The sequence below is a fragment of the Lautropia mirabilis genome (genome assembly GCF_900637555.1).
In the GTDB taxonomy this organism is placed as follows: Bacteria; Pseudomonadota; Gammaproteobacteria; order Burkholderiales; family Burkholderiaceae_E; genus Lautropia; species Lautropia mirabilis.
Genome location: NZ_LR134378.1, coordinates 1093505 through 1112480 on the forward strand (window position 1 = coordinate 1093505; position 18976 = coordinate 1112480).

13 protein-coding genes are annotated in these 18976 nt (G+C 65.8%); 6 read left to right on the top strand and 7 right to left on the bottom strand.

Annotated elements, in window-relative coordinates; translation table 11 throughout:
* The first annotated feature begins 216 nt into the window (after positions 1-216).
* The 6 genes from ettA (at position 217) to EL249_RS04480 (ending at position 7971) form a co-directional block, all read left to right on the top strand.
* The gene (gene ettA, locus EL249_RS04450) at positions 217-1884 is read left to right on the top strand and encodes an energy-dependent translational throttle protein EttA (RefSeq protein WP_005674086.1); all 1668 of its coding nucleotides are present in this window, start codon (positions 217-219) and stop codon (positions 1882-1884) included.
* 434 nt (positions 1885-2318) lie between these two features.
* Positions 2319-3140 (top strand): hypothetical protein, encoded by an 822-nt coding sequence (locus EL249_RS04460; RefSeq protein WP_126348080.1) that lies wholly within the window; start codon positions 2319-2321, stop codon positions 3138-3140.
* 163 nt (positions 3141-3303) lie between these two features.
* Positions 3304-4758 carry an aminoacyl-histidine dipeptidase gene (locus tag EL249_RS04465; protein ID WP_005674085.1) on the top strand — a complete coding sequence of 485 codons (1455 nt, stop codon included), beginning with the start codon at positions 3304-3306 and terminating at the stop codon, positions 4756-4758.
* Positions 4759-5040: 282 nt separating this feature from the next.
* Entirely contained in the window at positions 5041-6726 is a 1686-nt protein-coding gene (locus EL249_RS04470; RefSeq protein WP_005674084.1) for a carbon starvation CstA family protein, read from the top strand.
* Entirely contained in the window at positions 6710-6976 is a 267-nt protein-coding gene (locus tag EL249_RS04475) for a cory-CC-star protein (RefSeq protein ID WP_005674083.1), read from the top strand. Before EL249_RS04470 ends, EL249_RS04475 begins: the two co-directional genes overlap by 17 nt.
* On the top strand, positions 6976-7971 hold the full coding sequence (locus EL249_RS04480) for an ArsA family ATPase (protein WP_197721604.1): 996 nt from the start codon (positions 6976-6978) through the stop codon (positions 7969-7971). Before EL249_RS04475 ends, EL249_RS04480 begins: the two co-directional genes overlap by 1 nt.
* 110 nt (positions 7972-8081) lie before the next feature.
* Here the strand turns inward: EL249_RS04480 and EL249_RS04485 are convergent, their stop codons facing one another.
* The 7 genes from EL249_RS04485 to EL249_RS04515 all read right to left on the bottom strand — a co-directional run bounded on the left by EL249_RS04485 (position 8082) and on the right by EL249_RS04515 (position 18892).
* A complete protein-coding gene (locus EL249_RS04485; protein ID WP_040531640.1) occupies positions 8082-8783 on the bottom strand; it encodes an ABC transporter ATP-binding protein in 702 nt (233 codons plus the stop codon).
* Between the two features lie 46 nt (positions 8784-8829).
* Positions 8830-9636 (bottom strand): high-affinity branched-chain amino acid ABC transporter ATP-binding protein LivG, encoded by an 807-nt coding sequence (gene livG / locus EL249_RS04490; RefSeq protein ID WP_005674080.1) that lies wholly within the window; start codon positions 9634-9636, stop codon positions 8830-8832.
* A complete protein-coding gene (locus tag EL249_RS04495) occupies positions 9633-10880 on the bottom strand; it encodes a high-affinity branched-chain amino acid ABC transporter permease LivM (protein ID WP_005674079.1) in 1248 nt (415 codons plus the stop codon). The genes livG and EL249_RS04495 overlap by 4 nt, the downstream gene beginning before the upstream one ends.
* The gene (livH, locus tag EL249_RS04500) at positions 10880-11803 is read right to left on the bottom strand and encodes a high-affinity branched-chain amino acid ABC transporter permease LivH (protein WP_040531634.1); all 924 of its coding nucleotides are present in this window, start codon (positions 11801-11803) and stop codon (positions 10880-10882) included. The genes EL249_RS04495 and livH overlap by 1 nt, the downstream gene beginning before the upstream one ends.
* 549 nt (positions 11804-12352) lie before the next feature.
* Positions 12353-13474, bottom strand: a complete 1122-nt coding sequence (locus EL249_RS04505; protein ID WP_040530009.1) for a high-affinity branched-chain amino acid ABC transporter substrate-binding protein — start codon at positions 13472-13474, stop codon at positions 12353-12355.
* An 810-nt stretch (positions 13475-14284) separates the two neighbouring features.
* The gene (locus EL249_RS04510) at positions 14285-15811 is read right to left on the bottom strand and encodes an MFS transporter (RefSeq protein ID WP_005674075.1); all 1527 of its coding nucleotides are present in this window, start codon (positions 15809-15811) and stop codon (positions 14285-14287) included.
* Positions 15812-15931: 120 nt separating this feature from the next.
* Positions 15932-18892 carry a M16 family metallopeptidase gene (locus EL249_RS04515; RefSeq protein ID WP_050781917.1) on the bottom strand — a complete coding sequence of 987 codons (2961 nt, stop codon included), beginning with the start codon at positions 18890-18892 and terminating at the stop codon, positions 15932-15934.
* Between the last annotated feature and the right edge of the window lie 84 nt (positions 18893-18976).

The following is an 18976-nucleotide window of genomic DNA, read 5'->3' on the forward strand; positions in this document are numbered from 1 at the left end:
TAATCCTCCGCAGGCAGGGCCGTTCCGGGCCCTTCCCGGCATGGCCGGGTGTTCCGTGCCGTGTGCCCTTCAGGGCGCCTCGGCCATGGCGAACACTGCCGGCGCCGTTCGCTTTCCTCATCGAAAAGCTCCCGCCGCCGTCTGCACGGCGGGCGGCCTGAGACTTTTCCTGTCCGGTCCGCTTCATTTTCCGGCAGCGCTGGCTGCCGCAGCTACATGGCCCAATACGTATACACGATGAACCGGGTGAGCAAGACCGTGCCACCCAAGCGCCAGATCCTGAAGGATATTTCCCTGAGCTTCTTCCCGGGCGCCAAGATCGGCGTGCTCGGCACCAACGGCGCCGGCAAGTCCACGCTGCTCAAGATCATGGCCGGCCTCGACAAGGAGATCGACGGCGAAGCCATGCCGATGCCGGGCATCAAGGTGGGCTACCTGCCGCAGGAGCCGCAGCTGGATCCCGAGCAGACCGTGCGCGAGGCCGTCGAGGGCGGTCTGGGCGAGATCGTCGAGGCCAAGCAGAAGCTGGAAGAGATCTACGCCGCCTACGCCGAGCCGGACGCCGACTTCGACGCCCTGGCCGCCGAGCAGGCCAAGTACGAGGCCATCATCCAGGCCGCCGGCACCGACAACATCGAGCTGCAGCTGGAAGTGGCGGCCGATGCCCTGCGCCTGCCGCCGTGGGATGCCAAGATCGGCAACCTGTCCGGTGGCGAGAAGCGCCGCGTGGCCCTGTGCCGCCTGCTGCTGTCGCGCCCCGACATGCTGCTGCTGGACGAGCCCACCAACCACCTGGACGCCGAGAGCGTGGACTGGCTGGAGCAGTTCCTGCAGAAGTTCACCGGCACCGTGGTGGCCGTCACCCACGACCGCTACTTCCTGGACAACGCCGCCGAATGGATCCTGGAACTGGACCGGGGCAGCGGCATTCCCTGGCGCGGCAACTACAGCTCGTGGCTGGACCAGAAGAGCAACCGCCTGAAGCAGGAAGAGGCCGCTGAATCGGCCCGCCAGAAGGCCCTGAAGAAGGAGCTGGAATGGGTGCGCCAGAACGCCAAGGGCCGTCAGGCCAAGAGCAAGGCCCGTCTGGCCCGCTTCGACGAACTGTCGTCCTACGAATACCAGCGCCGCAACGAGACGCAGGAGATCTTCATCCCCGTGGCCGAGCGCCTGGGTGATCAGGTCATCGAGTTCCAGAACGTCTCCAAGGCCTACGGCGACCGCCTGCTGATCGACAACCTCAGCTTCCAGATCCCGCCGGGCGCCATCGTCGGCATCATCGGCCCCAACGGCGCCGGTAAATCGACCATCTTCCGGATGATCACCGGACGCGAGAAGCCCGACAGTGGCGAGATCAAGATCGGCCACACCGTGCACATCGCCTACGTGGACCAGTCGCGCGAATCGCTGCAGGGCGACAAGACCGTCTGGGAAGACGTGTCGGGCGGCCTGGACATCATGAACGTCGGCAAGTTCGAGATGCAGTCGCGCGCCTACATCGGCCGCTTCAACTTCAAGGGCCCCGACCAGCAGAAGCTGGTGGGACAGCTGTCCGGCGGTGAGCGCGGCCGCCTGCACCTGGCCAAGACCCTGCTGGAAGGCGGCAACGTGCTGCTGCTGGACGAGCCCTCCAACGACCTGGACGTGGAAACCCTGCGGGCGCTGGAAGACGCCTTGCTGGAATTCGCCGGCTGCTGCCTGGTCATCTCGCACGACCGCTGGTTCCTGGACCGGATCGCCACCCACATCCTGGCGGCCGAAGGCGATTCGCAATGGACGTTCTTCGCCGGCAACTACCGCGAGTACGAGGAAGACAAGCGTCGCCGCCTGGGCGACGAGGAAGCCCGTCCCAAGCGCTTCCGTTACAAGTCGATCCACGTTTGATCGATCCGCGGGGTTCTCTGGACAGGTTCAGGGAATCCCGTGAGGCCCGGCGGGGGAGGAGCGCCGGGCTGTCCGGCTTGGTGCTGGGTGGTGGCGTTCTGCGTGTCTTGAGCGAATGGCCACCGTGACAGGAAAACGATGAACAGGGTGCCCAACAGAGGGGTACCGACCCAGTCAGCGACCCAGTGACCGACCCAGTCACGCCGCAAGTCACCCCGCAAGTTACCCCGCAAGTCACCCCGCAAGTCACCCCGCAAGTCACCCCGCAAGTCACCCCGCAAGTCACCCCGCAAGTCACCCCGCAAGTCACCCCGCAAGTCACCCCGCAAGTGCTGAACATGCCTTCATGTTGAGGCCTTACCGGGGTCCGGTTTCGCGCGCCTTCTGTCGCAGGGCAGGAAGGTGAGGGCGCGGAGGAGACAAGCCGGGCGGCGATGAAGATCACGGCCTTTTGGTCAGCATCTGTATCAAATTCGATACACTACGTTCTGGGGCCGGTGTGCGGTTCCAATGGCTTGTGCTTGCTGACAGGTGCTGCAGGTGCTGTTTGCGCGGTTGTCATAAAAATAAAGGAAGAGGCTATGAAGAACGAGGAAGTTGTGAACCTTTTTAAGCGGTATTGGGGCTATCAGCGGCTTGTTAAGCGCTTTGTCATTGCGATCGAGGCTGTGTTATTTGTTTTTCTTATCTATGAAGTTCTGTTTGGTCCTAAGCCGATTGATTTTTTTGGTTTTTTGTTGGGTGTTTTGTGGGTTTTGTTTGTGTTGTTCGTGGTATATGTCATTGCATCTTCGGCTATCGAGTTCGTCATGAATATCACGGTGGGTACAGCTTTCAGGTATCGTGCGGTTGAAATGCTGCAAAGGCAATTTGGAAGACTTATTCGCTCGGACTTTGAGAGAACGTGGTTGGTGAATCCCGGGATTTTTAGTATCGATTGCCGGGATAAGTATCTTTTGGTTAGTTCTTCGTCTACTGAATACGATGCAATCAGGCTTGATGCAGGAAATATTGTGTCTTCAAAAGTGGAGAGAAGTGTTTTTGTTGAGACGAAGACGGTGTATGGTCAAGGCTCCTTGTCTGATGTTGTGAATAGGACTCCTGTTTCAAGGTCGAGTAGCATCTCGAGAGAAAGTATTGTCTTGGAAATTACTTACAAGGGCTCTGACAATCTTCCTTACGTCGTTTCCATTCCCTTTGACGAGGATCGAATTTCGGCGGAACGCGCGCAGTACATGATTCAGATGTTTGCGTAAAACATTCCGTCCGGACGCCAGAAGGCCTGCTGTCCAGGCGTCTGCGAATTGGCTCGGCGGGGCCTACAATAGCCTATCCACCGACATAACAAGCCCCGCGCCAGCCCCTATTTCCGGCTTTCACGCCACCGGGCCCTGGCGCCGCAGCCTACAGGAGCCCCGCATGAGCACGATTCTCGATCTGCAGCCCGCATCGGTCTGGCACTATTTTCACCAGCTCACGCAGATTCCGCGGCCTTCGCATCATGAGGAGGCCGTTCAGCAATACGTGCTGGACGAGGCGGCGCGGCTGGGCCTGTCGGCCGAGCGCGATGCGGTGGGCAACATCCGGGTTCGCAAGCCGGCCAGTGCCGGGCATGAGGGGGCACCAGGGGTGATCCTGCAGGGGCACCTGGACATGGTGCCGCAGAAGAACGCCGACAAGGTGCATGATTTCACGCGCGATCCGATCACGACGCAGGTGCATGCGGACGGCCGGGTGACGGCCGATGGCACGACGCTGGGGGCGGACAATGGCATCGGGGTGGCGCTGATTCTGGCCGTGCTGGCCGACAAGACGCTGGTGCATCCGCCGCTGGAGGCGCTGTTCACGTCGTCGGAAGAGACGGGGATGGTGGGTGCGAAGGGGCTGCAGGGCGGCTGGCTGAAGGGCCGCTATCTCATCAATCTGGATTACGAGGACGAGGGCGAGCTGTGCATCGGCTGCGCGGGCGGTGTGGATGGAAGCTACACCCTGCCGTATGCCACGCGGACGGTGCGGATGCCGGGCTATCGGCTGATGGTGCGCGGTCTGCGCGGCGGGCACTCGGGGGTGGACATCCACCGGCTGCGCGGCAATGCCATCCGCATTCTGGCGCAGGTGCTGGTCGGCATCGGAGCGACCGAGATTGCGGACCTGAGCGGGGGCAATCTGCGTAACGCCATCCCGCGGGAGGCGCAGGCGCTGATCGGCCTGCCGGACGAGGCGGCCGCCACGGCCGTGCGGGAGATGCTGGCCCGGCTGGCGGCGCAGATCCGTCAGGGGCTGGCGCAGGATTCCCAGGGGCTGGAGCTGGTGCTGGAGCCGGCCGAGGAGGTGACGCAGGTCATCGAGGACGCCCAGCGGCTGCTGGATGTGCTGCGGGTGCTGCCCAACGGGGTGGACCAGATGAGCCCGTCCATGCCCGGTCTGGTGGAAACCTCCACCAACCTGGCGGCCATCCGCTGCAAGGACGGTGCGCTGCACATCAGCTGCCTGCTGCGCTCGTCGTCCGAGCCGCAGAAGCTGGACCTGGCCGACCGGATGGCGGCTGTGGTGCGGCTGGCGGGTGGCCAGTCCGACTACTCGGCGGATTATGGCGGCTGGCTGCCGAAGCCGGATTCGCCGCTGGTGCGGATCTTCCAGCGCACGGGTGAGCAGGTCTTTGGCCATCGGCCGCCGCTGAAGGCCATCCATGCCGGGCTGGAGTGCGGCATTCTTTCCACCCATTACCCGCACTGGGAAATGATCTCCTTCGGCCCGACCATCACGGGGGCGCATTCGCCGGACGAGGCGGTGCAGATCGATACGGTGGGGCGTTGCCATCAGTGGCTGCTGATGTGCCTGCAGGCCCTGGCAGAAGGTGAGGGGAAGGTCTGACAGAACGGACCGGACTTTCGAGCCGAATGACCCTGACCGACGCCGCGTTGAGAGACGTCGGCATCGGCTGACGATGTGCGGTTGGTTCTACATAGGGTTTTCCCTTGGGGATGACTGCCACAGCGTGTGACGGGCGCAGGCCCTGGGTGCCCCTGTACACACGGGTATGAATGTTTGACAAAATTAGAGGATGTCGTGGAGCGCCCCTTGTGGGCGCGCCACACAGGCGGTTTTCAAACATCCCGTGCCGATCGCTCCGACGGCGCTGACAAAGGAGGCGCCATGAGCGCAGTCACCCTGTTGGTCACCGGCCTAGCCCTCATGGCAGCCGGTTATTTCGTCTATTCGCGCTTCATTGCGCAGAAGATCCTCAAGCTCGACCCGAACTACGAGACGCCATCGCATGCCATGCAGGACGGCATCGACTATGTGCCGACCAACAAGTACGTGCTCTGGGGGCACCACTTCACCTCGGTGGCGGGGGCGGCGCCCATCGTCGGGCCGGCCATTGCGGTCATCTGGGGCTGGCTGCCGGCCTTTGTCTGGGTGGTGTGCGGCACCATCTTCATTGCCGGTGTGCATGACATGTCGGCGGTGTGGGCCAGCGTGCGCAACCGGGGTCTGTCGATCGGCGCCATTGCCGGGCGGGTGGTCAATGGCCGCACGCGCAGCCTGTTCATGGTGGTGATCTTCCTGCTGCTGCTGATGGTCAATGCCGTGTTCGGCGTGGTCATCGCGCAGATGATGATCAAGACGCCGTCGTCCGTGCTGCCGGTCTGGGGCGCGCTGGTGGTGGCCTTCATCATCGGCCAGTGCATCTACCGTTTCAAGATGAACCTGTTCTGGGTGTCGCTGATCGGTGTGGTGGCGCTCTATCTGCTCATCTATCTGGGCCCGGTCTTCCCGCTGCGTCTGCCCGAGGACATGATGGGCCTGCCCACCAATGCATGGTGGATCATCCTGCTGTTCGTCTATGCGGCCGTGGCTTCGCTGCTGCCGGTGTGGATGCTGCTGCAGCCGCGTGACTACATCAACGGCCTGCAGCTCTTCGTGGGGCTGCTGGTGCTGTATGCCGCCATCTTCCTGGTGAACCCCACCGTGGTGGCCCCGGCCGTCAACGAGAACGTGCCGGCCGGCACGCCGCCGATCATGCCGCTGTTGTTCGTGACCATTGCCTGCGGCGCCATCTCGGGCTTCCATGGTCTGGTCTCCACCGGCACCACCTCCAAGCAGGTGGACCGCGAGCCGGACAGCCGCTTCGTGGGCTACTTTGGTGCCATGGGTGAGGGCATGCTGGCGCTGGCGGCCATTCTGGTGGCCACGGCGGGCTTTGCCACGCTGGCTGACTGGCAGGCCGTGTATTCGGCCTTCGGCAAGGGCGGCATCGGCGCCTTCATCGACGGCGGTGCTGCCGTGATGAATGCCGGCATCGGGCTGGATCCCACGCTGTCGGCCACCATGCTGACTGTGATGGCCGCGCTGTTTGCCGGCACGACGATGGACACGGGTGTGCGCCTGCAGCGCTACATCTTCCAGGAGTGGGGCGAGATCTACAACATCAAGTCCTTCCAGAAGGGCTGGGTGGCCACGTTCCTGGCGGTGGGCAGCTGCATGCTGCTGGCCTTCGGTGCCGGTGGCCTGAAGGGTGACGGCGGCATGCTGATCTGGCCGCTCTTTGGCACCACCAACCAGCTGATGGCCGGTCTGACCCTGCTGGTGGTGACGGTGATGCTGCTGAAGGCCGGTCGCAAGGTGTGGTTCACGCTGATCCCGATGGCTTTCCTGCTGTTCGTGTCGGTCATCGCGCTGCTGCTGCAGCTGAAGTCCTTCTATGACGAGGGCAACTGGCTGCTGGTGGTGCTGGATCTGGTGATCCTGGCCTGCTCCATCCTGGCCTCGCTGGAGTGCATCTCGGTGCTCAAGCGCAACTGGTCCGGTCGCAAGGACGGCGATGAAGAAGTGGCTTGAGGGCTTCAAGGCGTTCTCGGAAGGGCTGCATGAGTTCTACCATGCGCCCTACCGGCGTACCCTCAGCCGCGCGTACCGGGACGAAAGCGATCTGTTCATGCTGCTGGTGTTTGCAGAGAGCTTGGGCGTGCCCAATCCCATGACCTGGTATACGCTGGAGCTGCAGCCGCTGCTAATGGAAGAGTTCCACGAGTGGCATACCCGCATGGGCATGCCGCATTCCCCGCTCGATCGTTTCGGCTGCTGCTGATGGACCGACTGCTGCAATCACTGCAAAACAGGCCGTTGCTGTTCGTGGGCGGCAAGGGCGGGGTGGGCAAGACCACCCATGCCGCCAGCCTGGCCTGCCGGCTGGCGGCGCTGGGCCGCAAGGTGCTGGTGGTCTCCACCGATCCCGCTCACAGTCTGGGTGACGTGCTGCAGGAGAAGCTGTCGGGCACGGCCCGGGCCCTCGATGACAACCTGTCGGCGCTGGAGCTGGATCCGTCGCGGATGGTGGACGAGCACTTTGCCGCGGTGGAAAAGACCATTGCGGCCTATGCCCGCCCCGAAATGCTGCCCCGGCTGCGTGAGCACCTGGAGGCGGCCAAGTCCTCCCCGGGGGCTGAAGAAGCCGCCATGCTGGAAGCCATCTGCCGTCATGTGGTGGAGCAGCGCCAGCAGGGTTTTCAGCATCTGGTCTTCGACACGGCACCTACCGGCCACACGCTGCGGCTGCTGGAGCTGCCGAAGATGATGGGCGCCTGGACCGAGGGGCTGCTGGCCCAGCAGGGGCAGCAGCAGAAGTTGCGCGAGGCGGCGCTGCCGTTCTGGCAGAAGAGCGGCCAGCGTCATCCGTTTTCGGATGAGCTGAAGCAGGAGCGCTGGCGGCAGGCGCTGGATGTTCTGGAGCGCCGCCAGAAGCTGTTTGCCGAGGCAGGCCGGCTGCTGACCGATGCGGCCCACACCGCCATCGTGCTGGTGATGATTCCCGAGATGCTGCCACTGGCCGAGACGCGCCGCGCCGTGGCGCAGCTGCAGCATTTCGACCTTCCCTGTCGGCACCTGATCGTGAATCAGATCATTCCTCCCCTGGTCGACGACAACGCCTTCTGGCAGCAGCGACGCGCGCGCCAGCAGGAGATCCTTTCGCAGGTCCGCCGTGACCTGGCTGGGCTGCAGCAGTTCGACTATGCGCTGCAGTCGACCGACATCCGGGGTGTCGAGGCGCTGCGGCGCTTTGGGGCGGAAGGGCTGATGGCTTGAAGGCCGGCGGGCTGACGGTCTGAGCCGGTTGGCGCAGGCACCAGCCCTGTTCTGCGGACTTTCAACGTGTTGCTGTCTGCCGTGGGCAGCTCTGAACTGTGCCCCCGCGCTCAGACGCCCAGATACGCCTTGCGGATGTCGTCGTTGGCCAGCAGGTTCTGGCCGCTGTCTTCCAGCACGATGCGGCCGTTTTCCAGCACGTAGCCACGGTCGGCCAGCTGCAGGGCGCGGTTGGCGTTCTGTTCCACCAGGAAGACGGTGACGCCTTCGCTGCGGATCTTCTGGATGATCTCGAAGATCTGGGCAATGATCAACGGCGCCAGGCCCAGCGTGGGCTCGTCGAGCAGCAGCAGGCGCGGGCGCGACATCAGGGCGCGGCCGATGGCCAGCATCTGCTGTTCGCCGCCGGACATGGTGCCGGCACGCTGGTGGGCCCGCTCGCGCAGGCGCGGGAAGAGGTTGAAGGCGTGCTCCAGGCCGGCCTCGATCTCTTCGCGGTTCTGGAAGAAGCCGCCCATCTGCAGGTTCTCGGTGACGGTCATGTCGGCAAAGACGCGCCGGCCCTCGGGCGAGATGGCGATGCCGTTGCGCATGATCTGCGGGGTGTCCAGCCGGGCGATGTCCTGACCTTCAAAGCGGATGTGGCCGGTGGCAGCGCGCGGGTTGCCGCAGACGGTCATCAGCAGGGTGGTCTTGCCGGCGCCGTTGCTGCCGATGAGGGTGACGATCTCGCCGCGGTTCACGACGAGGCTCACGTCATCCAGCGCCTGGATGGGGCCGTAGAAGGTGCTGACGCCTTCCAGCTGCAGCATGGCGCCGTCGTTGGGCTGGCCCGTGGTGTGGTTGGAAGCCATGGTCTTACGCCTCTCCCAGGTAGGCCTTGATCACCCGCTCGTCGTTGCGCACGGCTTCGGGGGTGCCGGTCATGATGGGCTTGCCGTGCTCCATCACCAGGATGCGTTCGGAGACGTTCATCACCAGTTTCATGTCGTGTTCGATGAGCAGCACGGCCACGTTGAATTCGGTGCGCAGCCGGCGGATGAGGTCCTGCAGGTCGACCTTTTCCTGGGGGTTGAGGCCGGCGGCGGGCTCGTCCAGCATCAGCAGCCGCGGCCGGGTGATCATGCAGCGGGCGATCTCCAGCCGGCGCTGATGGCCGTAGGCCAGGTTGCCGGCCTCGCGGTTGGCGTATTCGCGCAGGCCCATGAAGTCCAGCCACTGGGCGGCATGGCGGATGGCCTCGGCCTCGGCGCGGCGGTAGGAGGGCAGGCGCAGCAGCCCCGCCAGCAGGCCGCTCTGCACCTGGGTGTGCTGGGCCACCAGCAGGTTTTCCAGCACGGTGAGCTGCTTGAAGAGGCGCACGTTCTGGAAGGTGCGCACCAGGCCGTGACGGGCTACCTGATGGCTGGGCTTGCCGGCGATCTCGTGGCCATCCAGCCGGATGCTGCCCCCGGTGGGCCGGTAGAAGCCGCCGATGCAGTTGAAGACGGTGGTCTTGCCGGCGCCGTTGGGGCCGATGATGGCGAAGATCTCGTCGGGGGCGACCGTCAGCGACACGCCGTCGACGGCCAGCAGGCCGCCAAAGCGCATGGTGAGGTCCTGCACGGCCAGCAGGGGGCCGGGCTTGCGGGTGCTGTCGGGGGCGTTCATGGGATCGTGGCTCATCGGGTCAGCTCCACGTGCGGGCGCTTGACGGGCAGCAGGCCCTCGGGACGCCAGATCATCATCAGCACCATCACCAGACCGAAGATCAGCATCCGGTAGTCGGCGAACTCGCGGGCCATTTCGGGCAGCACGGTGAGGATGATGGCGGCCAGGATGACGCCCAGCTGCGAGCCCATGCCGCCCAGCACGACGATGGCCAGGATCAGCGCCGATTCGATGAAGGTGAAGGATTCGGGGTTGACCAGACCCTGGCGGGCGGCAAAGAACGCACCGCCAAAGCCGGCGAACATGGCGCCCAGCGTGAAGGCCGAGAGCTTGATGCGGGTGGGGTTGAGACCCAGCGAGCGGCAGGCGATCTCGTCCTCGCGCAGGGCTTCCCAGGCGCGGCCCACCGGCATGCGCACCAGCCGGTTGGACACGAAGAGCGTGATCAGCGCCAGCACCAGCGCCATCAGGTACAGGTAGATGACCATGTCCTGGTTGGAGAACTTCCAGCCCATCAGCTGGTGGAAGGTCTGGGCGCCGGCCTCGCTGGCCTTGCGGCTCATTTCATAGCCGAACACCGTGGGCTTGGGAATGCCGGAAATGCCGTCGGGGCCGCCGGTCCAGTCCGTGAGGTTGATGAGCAGCAGGCGGATGATCTCGCCAAAGCCCAGGGTGACGATGGCCAGGTAGTCGCCCCGCAGCCGCAGCACCGGAAAGCCCAGCAGGAAGCCGAAGAGTGCGGCCATGGCGCCGGAGACGGGCAGCGCCTGCCAGAAGCCCCAGCCCAGCCACTGGTAGAGCAGGGCGTAGGTATAGGCGCCCACGGCGTAGAAGCCCACGAAGCCCAGGTCGAGCAGGCCGGCAAAGCCCACCACGATGTTGAGCCCCAGCGCCAGCATCACGTAGATGAGCACGACGGTGGCGATGTCGACCTGGTTGCGGCTGCCGAAGAAGGGCCAGACGATGGCGGCCAGAATGATCAGGGCAACGAGCACTCGCTGGCCGGTGGGCGTGCGGTGGACGAAGTTGAGCCTTTCGGCGCCGGGCACGCGGAACGAGAGCCCGCCGAAGGCGCGCGCCAGCGCCGGACGCAGCAGCTGGATGACGAAGACGGCAGCGCAGGCGATCAGTACCAGATTCCAGTGGGTCTCGATGTGGGTGCGGGCGCCTTCGCGCACCAGTTGCAGGCCCAGCACCGGGATGGTGAGGCCGGCCGTGACCAGCGTGGCCACGAGGGCGTTACGGAGCGTGCTGGCCATCAGACTTTCTCCACCTCGGGTTTGCCCAGCAGGCCGCTGGGGCGGAACAGCAGGATGAGGATCAGCAGGCCGAAGGCCACGATGTCCTTGTACTGCGCGGAGATGAAGGCGGCCGCGAAGGTTTCGGCCAGGCCCAGCAGCACGCCGCCCAGCATGGCGCCGGGAATGCTGCCGATGCCGCCCAGCACCGCGGCGGTGAACGCCTTGATGCCGGCGATGAAGCCGATGAAGGGGTTGAGCTTGCCGATGGTGATGGCGATGAGCACGCCGCCCACCGCAGCCAGCACCGCGCCCAGCACGAAGGTGAAGGAGATGACGCGGTTCGTGTCGATGCCCAGCAGCCGGGCCATCTGCATGTCCTGCGAGCAGGCGCGCGAGGCGCGGCCCATGCGCGAGTGGCGGATGTAGAGCGACAGCCCCACCATCAGCACCACGGTCACGACGATGATCAGGATCCGCGACCAGGAGAAGGTCACGTCGAAGTTGCCGAATGGGATGTCGATGCCGCCGGAAATGAGCGAGGGCACCGCCATGTCACGCGAGCCCTGGCCCAGCGCCACCCAGTTCTGCAGGAAGATCGACATGCCGATGGCGGAAATGAGCGCCACGAGGCGGGGGCCGCCGCGCACGGGACGGTAGGCGATGCGCTCGACGCTGTAGCCATACAGGGCGGTGACGATCATGGCCATGGCCAGCATCAGCCCGATGGCGAGCGGCAGCGGCACGCTGCCCTGGGTGCCCAGCGCGGTGAGCGTGACCAGGCCCACGTAGGCGCCGATCATGTAGATCTCGCCGTGGGCGAAGTTGATCATGCCGATGATGCCGTACACCATGGTGTAGCCGATGGCGATCAGGGCGTAGATGGCTCCGAGCGAAAGCCCGTTGAAGGTCTGCTGGACGATCTGCGGTAAGTATTCGGACATGGAAGCGACGACGGCACCGGGCGCAGGCACGACCCTGCCGGCCAAGGGGCGAATGGCAGGGGGCGCGACAGGCGGGCGTCCTGTTCGGGTCTGGAGGGGGAGGCGCGGGCAGGTTCCGTGAGGACCTGTCCGATCCTTCCGTGAAGGTCGGGACCTTTGTCCGGGGGTGGCGGACGCGGTACCCCGCCGGCAGGGGGTGACCGGAGGAGGGTTCATGCCGCACGGGCGCCTTGTGGGCATGGCGGCAGGACACATTCCGGGCGTCTGGCCCGAAACGAACCTGTAATGATAAGCCCGGAAGGGGGCGGGCGCCATCGCGCCCATGCTGTCAGTCAGGGCGACAGGGGGATCGGCCGGCCGGGGTAGGCGATAGGCGATGTGTGCTCAGGGTCTGAAGGGGGGCAGGCCTGAGCAATGAGGGAAGCATCGACAGGTCGTCGCTGACGCGGGGAGTGCTGCCGAAATGCGGCATTGGCAGCGCCTGTCGTGCCGCCATGAAAAAAGCCCCGGCCGTGCTGGCCGGGGCGCTGGCGTCATGTTTTGCCTGGTTTACTTGGCCAGCGTCTTGCTGCCGTCCTTGTGCCAGGTGTAGACCACGTAGGGGTAGCTTTCCAGGTCGCCCTGCGCGGTCCACTTCAGCTCACCCACCGGGGTCTTGACGGTGTTGGCATGCAGCCATTTGGCCACTTGCTCGGGGTCATCGCTGCCGGTGGCCTTGATGCCGTCGACGATGGCCTGCACTGCGGCGTAGGCCGAGAGCTGGAAGGCGCCGCTGGCGTCACGCTTCTTGGCCTGGAAGGCCTTCACGATGGCGGCATTGGCCGGATCGGCGGAGAAGTCCTTGGGCAGCGTCAGCAGCATGCCCTCCACGGCATTGCCGGCGATGGCGTTGATGTCGGGGTTGCCCGCACCTTCGGGGCCCATGAACTTGGCCTTCACGCCCTGTTCAGCCGCCTGACGCAGCAGCAGGCCCATCTCGGGGTGGTAGCCGCCGTAGTAGACGAAATCCACGCCCTGGCTGCGCAGCTTGGTGATGATGGCGGAGTAGTCGGCATCACCCGCATTGATGCCCTCGAAGAGCACGGGCTTGAGGCCAGCCTTTTCCAGCGTGACGCGCACCGCGTTGGCAATGCCCTGACCGTAGGACTGCTTGTCGTGCAGGATGGCGACCTTCTTGGGCTTGGCCACGTCCAGGATGTACTGAGCAGCGGCAGGGCCCTGCTGGTCGTCACGGCCCGTGACGCGGAAGATGTATTCGTAGTTCTTGCCGTCGGTGAGTGCGGGCGCGGTGGCCGACGGGGTGATCATCAGCACGCCTTCTTCATCGTAGATGGCGGCTGCGGCAATGGTGGCACCCGAGCAGACATGGCCCACCACGAAGTGGATGTCCTCGTTGATGGCGCGGTTGGCGGCGATGGGGCCCTGCTTGGGTTCGCAGGCGTCGTCGATGACGACCCCTTCCAGCTGCTGGCCATTGACGCCACCGGCGGCGTTGATCTGCTCGATGGCGGTGAAGGCGCCTTCACGGACCATGCTGCCGTACTGGGCGACGGGGCCGGTGGTGGGGCCGGGCAGCGCAATGCGCAGGGTGTCGGCGGCCTGGGCGGCGGTGGCCATCAGGCCGGAGAGGGCCAGGGCGGCCAGAAGGGCGGTGGGGCGGAAGTGCTTCATGGGGGAGATGGTTGTGTGGCTGAGGGTGGTCAAGGATATATCAAGCGGGGGCAGGGGGATAACCCTGAAGGGGGCGCCCTGTCTGCGTGTCGGGGCGTTTTACTGAGGGGCGCCTGGGGCTCGACTTCGGTGGGGGAGGCTGTCTTACGGGCGCTTTAGGGCTCGGCTTCGGCGTGGGAGGCCGGCGCACGGGTACCCCCTGTGGCTTTACGGGCGCTGGGGGGATGTTGTGCCCTGCCGCGCGGGGTGCTGGCGCCCGAAGGCGCCTCAGGGGGCACCCGCACGCCGGCCTTTCATGGTGGGGGATGCGTCCCTGGGTGAGTGGGATTGATGGTGCCCACGGGGACTTTCGGGGCTCGACTTCGCTGGGGGAGGCCGCCGCACGGGTACCCCCTGTGGCTTTACGGGCGCTGGGGGGATGTTGTGCCTTGCCGCGTGGGGTGCTGGCGCCCGAAGGCGCCTCAGGGGGCCCCGCACGCCGCCCTTGCATTGAGGGGGCGGGTTGCGTCTCTGGGTAAGTGGGGTGATGCCCGAGGGGGCAGCGGGCGGGGGCTGCGCACGGGCCTTGGAGCGTGTGGGGCTACGTCGTGTCCTTGGGGGCACGCTGAAAGGCAGAGCGGCCGACCATGTGGAAGGAAGGGTGACGTGGGGGCTGTCCCTGGGGCGCCTTCGGGCGCCAGCACTGTCGGAGCATGAACTGCTCAAGCCGGTTTGCGCCCGTAAAGCCACAGGGATTGCCCCCGCGGCGCCCCGTGCAGCGAAGGCACTGAAACCACGGAAGCCACGCTGTTCTGCCTTGACGCAGCGGCGTCAGTCCATCGAGTCGTTGTTGCCCTGGGTGACGTGCCGTCGGATGAAGTGGCGGATTCTGTCCCAGCGGGTTTCGGGTTTCTTCGGAGACTGGGCTTCCGGCTGGGTGGCAGTCTGCTGGGCCGCTTCTTCCTGCTGGCGGACTTCGGCTTCGGCGGCTTCGCTGGCGACGTTCTGGGCCAAGGCCACGGCTTCGGCGGCGGCGGTGGCGGCTTCCTCGGGCGAGAGGGTTTCGGTGCTGCTGCCGTCATCCGGGGGCGGGGATTCGCTCAGGGGGCTGTCGGCACGGGGGTCCATTTCCACGCCCACGGGCGAGACCTGGTCGGAGGCGACGTGGAAGGGGCTGCGCTCTTCCATGGGAACGGGGTCGTCGTGGTGGATGCGCCACCAGACGAAGATGACCAGCAGGACGGTGAAGACGCCCATGCTCTGCGGAAAGCCCTGGGTGCCCAGGTACTGCATGGCCAGGCCGCTGAGCAGGGGGCCGATGGCAGCGCCGACGCCGTGCAGCAGCAACAGGCCTCGGGTGGCTTCCAGCGCCTCGTTGGCGGGGAAGCGGTCATGGGTCTGGGCCACGGCCATGCCGTAGATGGAGAACATGAAGATGCCCAGCACGAAGGAGAGGGCGATGTAGTCGTTGGGCTCGGCCCTGCCTTCCAGCACCGTGTCCACCACACTGAGGGCGATCAGGGCCAGGGTGGCGCCGGCAGCGACGGCGATGAGCATCTCGCGGCGGTCACGGCAGTGGTCGGACATCCAGCCGATGGGCCACTGGGTGAGGGCGCCACCCAGGATGGCGACAGCGGTGAAGTTGGCGATGTCGATGTCGGAGAAGTTCAGCGCCCGGCCGTAGATGGCGGTGAGTGCCCAGAAGGCGCCCAGCACGAGGCCGGAGCACAGGGCGCCGGCCACGCCGGAGGGGGTGCGTCGTGCCAGGGTGCCCAGCGAGAGGCTGGGCGTGGCGATGGGCAGGGGCTGCGGCACGGGGGTGAGGGCGATGGGCAGCAGCCCCATGCAGAACAGGATGGCCGCGATGATGAACGACTCGATGGCCGTGGCGCCGTAGAAGGTGACGAAGTACTGGCCGACGGCGACGGTGGCCAGGTTGACGACCATGTAGACGGCGAAGATGCTGGCCTGGCTGCCGGGTGTGGCCTGGCTGCGTTCGTTGAGCCAGCTCTCGATGACCATGTAGATGCCCATCAGCGCCAGGCCGTTGAAGACGCGCAGCACCAGCCAGACCCAGGGGTCGACGACCATGCCGAAGGCCAGCGTGAGGGCGGCGGACAGGGCCGCGAAGCTGGCGAAGCAGCGCACGTGGCCCACGCGGCGGATCAGGATCGGGCAGATCCAGCCGCCGGCGATGTAGCCGACGTAGTAGCCTGACATGATCAGGCCGATCATGAGGTTGCTGAAGCCTTCGTAGACGCCACGAAGGCCGATCACCATCCCCAGCAGGCCCGAGCCGACCAGTAGAAGGCCCATGCCGATCAGCAGGGATGAAATGGACCAGATCGAGCGCAGCATGGGGTCGGTCAGCCGGGAGGAGCTTCCGTTGACCCGGCCGTGTGCCGGGCGTCGGAATTGTTTAGGAAGTCTTTTATGGTAAGGGAGACCGTCGGTTTTGTGGGCCGACGGTCGTTCCCGTCACTTCTGGACTTTTTCCGTGCTCTTTGCCCGGGCGGCCGAGAAGCTGCCGGCCCCCACGGTCAGGGCCTTCTTCGGATCGATCCATTTGCGGAAGGCGGCGTTGACCTGCTCCAGCGTGAGCGCGCGGATCTGCTCGTCGCGGCGGGTCCAGCGGCCCATGTCGGTGTTCCAGAACAGGTTGCTGGACAGCAGGCTGGTCACGTTGGCCTCGCTGGCCAGGTACTGGCGGCGCTGGTCCATCAGGGCGTTGCGGGCCTCGTCCAGTTCGGCCTGGGTGAAGCCGTCGGCGTGCACGCGCTCGATCTCTTCCTGCAGAGCCTTCTGCAGCCGGTCGATGTTGGCCGGCGCCAGGATGGCGCGGATGTCGATCATGGCGTTGTCCACGTCACGGCTGGCCGACAGCGAGGCGTAGGCGCCGTAGCTGATGCTCTCCTTCTCGCGCAGCCGGTGGAAGAGACGTGCATCGGCCGATCCGCCCAGCAGGCGCACAGCCATGGACAGCGCCGTGTAGTCGGGGTGCTCTTCCGAGATGGGGATGTTGCGGGCCTGCAGCAGCACGGCGTTGGCCTTGTCGGGCACTTCCACCATTTCGGTGGCGGCGGGCAGGCCGTGGTAGTCCATGCGGATCCGGGCATAGGCCTGCGGGCTCTTCCAGTCGCCCAGGAGCTTCTGCAGCTCGGCCTTCAGGGCTTCGGGGTCGACGTTGCCCACGACCGAGAACTGGCCGTGGGAGGCGCCGGCGAAGTCCTGCCAGAACTTCATCAGCCGTTCGGGGGTCTGGGCCTTCAGGTCGGTGACGACCTCGTCCATCGTGCGGTAGTGGCGGGGGTCATCAGTCGGGTAGGCATGGCCGCGGATCGCCATGGCTTCGGCGGCCAGTGCTTCCGGCTGATGGCGCTGGGCTTCGATGCCGGTGAGCACCTGGTCGCGCCGCTCCTGGAACACGTCCTTGGGAAACACGGGCTCGCGCAGCGCGCTCGCGGCCAGGGTCAGTGCTTCCGACAGGTTCCTGGCCGGGACGCTCAGCGACACCTTGGCGCCGCTGGCGTTGGCGTCGATGCTCAGGCGGGCATCCAGTGCGCGCAGGCGGTCCTCGAAGGCCTGGCGCGGCAGCTGTTTCGTGCCCGAGAGCATCATGGTGTCCAGCAGGTCGGCTTCACGCCAGCGGCCCGAGAGGTTCTGCAGGTTGCCCCATTGCAGGTTCAGCGACAGGTTCACGCGATCGCCCTTCACCTTGCGCGGCAGGATGGCATAGCGGATGCCATTGGACAGCTGGCCGATCTGGGTGCGTTCCGTGATGCTGGCGGGGGTGAGCGCGACGTCGGCCGTGAAGGCCTCGGCCTGCTGCCATTTGTGGTCCTTCAGCAGGGCGGCGATGTCAGGGCGCGACGGGTTGGGGGCACGGACCGGCTGGGCCGTGGGCAGGTACCAGGCCAGCGTGCGGTTGTCGCGCACCAGCCAGCGGCGGCCGGCGGCACGGATCTCGTCCAGCGTCATGGCCTGGGCCCAGTCGGCCTGGGCGAAGGGCAGGCGCCAGTCTCCTTGGGCGACGGCTTCGGTCAGTTCCATGGCCAGGGCCTCGGGGTCTTCGGCCAGGCGCTGCATGCCGTTCTTCACGTCCTGCTTGGTGCGGTCCAGGGCCTCCTGCGACAGTGGCAGTTCGCCTTCGACCACCTTGCGCAGGGTGTCCCAGACGATCTGCCGCTTGTCTTCCGAGGCCAGCGTGGCGCTGAACAGCAGCATGCCCGGGTCGTACAGGTCGGACGAGGAGGCGCCTACGTTCACGGCGTAGCCGGGCTTGACCAGCTGCTGGTAGAGCGGGCCGTCGGGTTCGCGCGTGAGCATCTCGGCCAGCAGGGACAGGGCCACGGTGTCGCGCGCTGCACCGGCCGGCGTGTGATAGCCGGCAAGCAGCAGCGGCACACCCCCCGTGCGGCGCACCACCACTTCGCGCTCGCCCTGCTGGGCGGGGTCCAGGGTGTAGGGCTGGACGATGGGCGCTTTCGGGCGCGGGATGCTGCCGAACGCCTTCTGCACGGCGGCCAGCGTGCCGTTCACGTCGAGCTGGCCGGTGATGATCAGCACCGCGTTGTCGGGGCGGTAGTAGCGCCCGTAGAAGTTCTGCAGGTTGTCGGGCGCGACGGCATCAAGGTCGGAGAGCGCGCCGATCACGGAGCGGCTGTAGGGATGGAAGCCGTAGGCGGTGGCCATGAGCTGGTGGTAGAGAACCGTGCCGGGCCGGTTCTCGTTGGATTCCATCTCGTTGATGACGACCGGGCGCTCGCTCTTGAGCTTGCCGGCATCGATGCGGATGTTCTGCATCGTGTCGGCCAGCCAGGACAGCATCCAGTCGCGCGTGGCATCGCTGGCGTTGAACTGGCCGAAGTAGTTGGTGCGGTCATACCAGGTGGTGCCGTTCCAGTCGATGCCGCGCCGAGTCAGCTCCTTCTTGGGATCGGGAATCTTCTCGGTACCCTTGAAGAGCATGTGCTCCAGCAGGTGCGCCATGCCGGCTTCGCCCGGCCCTTCGTGGCGCGATCCCACCTTGTAGACCAGGTTGACGGTCATGGTGGGCTTGGATTCGTCCGGGCCCAGCAGCACCGTCAGGCCGTTGGAGAGCTGGTACTGGGTGACGCCGTTGATGGGCTGGCCCACCTGCACGACGCCGGGGATGTTCGTGGGTGTGGTGGCTTCGACCGTGGCCACGGCGGCGGAGGGGATGGGGGCTTCCTTGGCCTGGACATGGGGAACGACAAAGGCCGTGGCAACGCCCAGACCCAGCATCAGCAGCGCCAGCCGCACGTCGCGCAGCAGTCGGCGCTGCTGGCGGCAGGCCGGGCCGTCCTGCGGGCTGCGAAGGCCGGCATGGGCCGGGGCTGCGTGGCTGGCAGTGGTATGGGGGGCTGCGGGGGCGTGGGGCTGAGGGGCTTGTTCGGGTGAAGCTGGGCGCAGATGCATCAGGAAGGCTCCATGGAAGACGGGCATCCGAATCTTAACGGTCGGTGTCGTGGCGTGTGGCGTGCCGGCCCGGGATGTTGCGGG